The organism is Pseudoalteromonas sp. S558, assembly GCF_005886635.1.
In the GTDB taxonomy this organism is placed as follows: domain Bacteria; phylum Pseudomonadota; class Gammaproteobacteria; order Enterobacterales; family Alteromonadaceae; genus Pseudoalteromonas; species Pseudoalteromonas aliena.
In genome coordinates this window covers 1-1,971 of sequence record NZ_PNDU01000365.1, presented here as the reverse complement: position 1 = coordinate 1,971, position 1,971 = coordinate 1, and the positions used below count along the sequence as shown (strand labels likewise).

Annotated in this window: 1 protein-coding gene; it reads right to left on the bottom strand. The window is 38.6% G+C overall.

Annotated features, from left to right (window positions below; all coding sequences use genetic code 11):
• Positions 1–194: 194 nt before the first annotated feature.
• Positions 195–1,802 carry a flagellar assembly protein A gene (locus tag CWB66_RS19425; protein WP_138586642.1) on the bottom strand — a complete coding sequence of 536 codons (1,608 nt, stop codon included), beginning with the start codon at positions 1,800–1,802 and terminating at the stop codon, positions 195–197.
• Positions 1,803–1,971: the final 169 nt, after the last annotated feature.

The following is a 1,971-nucleotide window of genomic DNA, read 5'->3' as shown; positions in this document are numbered from 1 at the left end:
CTATTTTAAGCGCTAACTGCGTTGAATTTACTTGCAATAGGCCCGCTATTGACTCGTAAATTCGCCTTGTTCTCACTGAAAATCTCTGGCTAGAGAAAATAAATTTAAATATTTTTATGATTCAATACGTTAGTAAATTTCTTAACCAGAGTTAAGGTTATAGTAATAAAACCAAAGTGCTAAACGCACTTTGGTTATGACGTTTTAAACTCTATTTCTATTTTATTATTTTGCAGCCTAACGTTACAGGGTGGGTAATTACGCGTCGTTTTAAGTACTTTATCAAAAATATGAATTTCGACCCCTGAGTGCAAAATAGCATTTACGGCAAGGTTCGCATCACTGAGTAGATCGTGCAAGTCATGATCTAAAGTCGAAAGGCGTTTTTCTAATTGCTCTGCTTGTTGGCAATAGTGTAATTGGGTTGCCCCAATTTTTGCTATCAGCTGGTTTTTCTTTTCGGTATCTTTAACTTGGTCGGCTTTTTCAAGAGCATCTTGTAAGGTGTCTAACTGCTGATCTGTTTTTGCTAAATCTTTAAAGCAATTATCTGTGTCTGCTGTTATTTCGGCGCCTGAGGTTGCTAAATTAATGACCATTTTAGCGCCTGATTCATTACCAACCTCACCAGCTATAAGCGTTGTCGCATCCAATATTTCACCACCAAATATTTTGCCTTTAGGTAAGTCTGTTTGCCCAACTTGCAGTAAGCGTTTTGCTTTCATTATGCAATGGCTCGTTTGGCGCTCGATGAATATATTAGTCGCTTCGATATAACAATACTGAGAATGGGATACATGAATATCACCAGCGGATACGAGTTTACAGGATAGTGATTTATCTTCAGGTTTTTGATGGCCAATAATACCTTGTTTCACGGTTATATTACCGCCTGCCGTAAGCTCACCTGATTCGACCGTGCCAAAAATTGTAATATCGCCTTTGGCCGTTACTCTCATTCCTGGATCTATGTTACGCGTAACAATTACACTACCTTCAAAATCAATATGACCACTTTTTACATTCACATCAGCAATAGTAAAAATGTCATCAACGCGCATTCCATTATTAATTTCGACGGGCACGCCTGAAATAGTTGAGACTAATTCCATAGGATTAGATTTAGATATTTCAGTGCCTTCACCAGCAACTAATTGCTTGTTGTCGCCTGGTTTTGGGGCAAGTATTTCTCCGGTAACGGTAAAACCTTCTTTACCGGGTGTCGCTGGTTGTTGACGAATAAGCACGGTACCTGGCTCTACGCTTGCCAGCTTACCAAAATCGCGCATATCAACATTGCCATCTTCTTTTAGCTTAGGGGTTTTTAGGCGATCTTTAAGGGTTTTTACTGTTGTAGTAAGTTTTGTCGCTAAGCCATCACTGGGTAAACGGCCTTTTGCTAAAACTCCTTTTACAACAGTGCCAGCAGGTGCCTTAAGTTGTTTTTGCAGTAACTGTTCTAAAAATACTTGTTTGTAACCGCGCACAATACCTGCTTTTACGAGCTGTTTTTTAGCCACGTCTAAGCTGAGTAATTTGCCGCCTTGAGCCGTAGTCAGCTCTCCTACAGCAAGCATTTTATCATCATTGATAACCACCTCTAATGCGGCGTCGTGTTTGCTTGCAACAATTAAAATAGATTCGCTACTTTCGCTTTTAAAAAAGTTATTTATAGCATCAAGATCTATTTTACAATCACAAAAAGTTGATTTTTCGAGCGCTTCAATTACAAACGCAGCGCTTGGAGGCGCAGTGGCATTTATATCGAGTAAAACGTTTCCATTATGATCAAGCTTAAACACGAGTTAATCCTTTTTTGCTACTGAACCTGAACTCAGGTTACTTAAGTTAACCTGAACTCTGGTTAAGAGATTTACTAACATATTAAATTATAGTGATATTTAAATTTATTTTCTCTAGCCAGAGATTTTCAGTAAATTCAACGCAGTTAGCGCTGAAAATAGCTGCTTG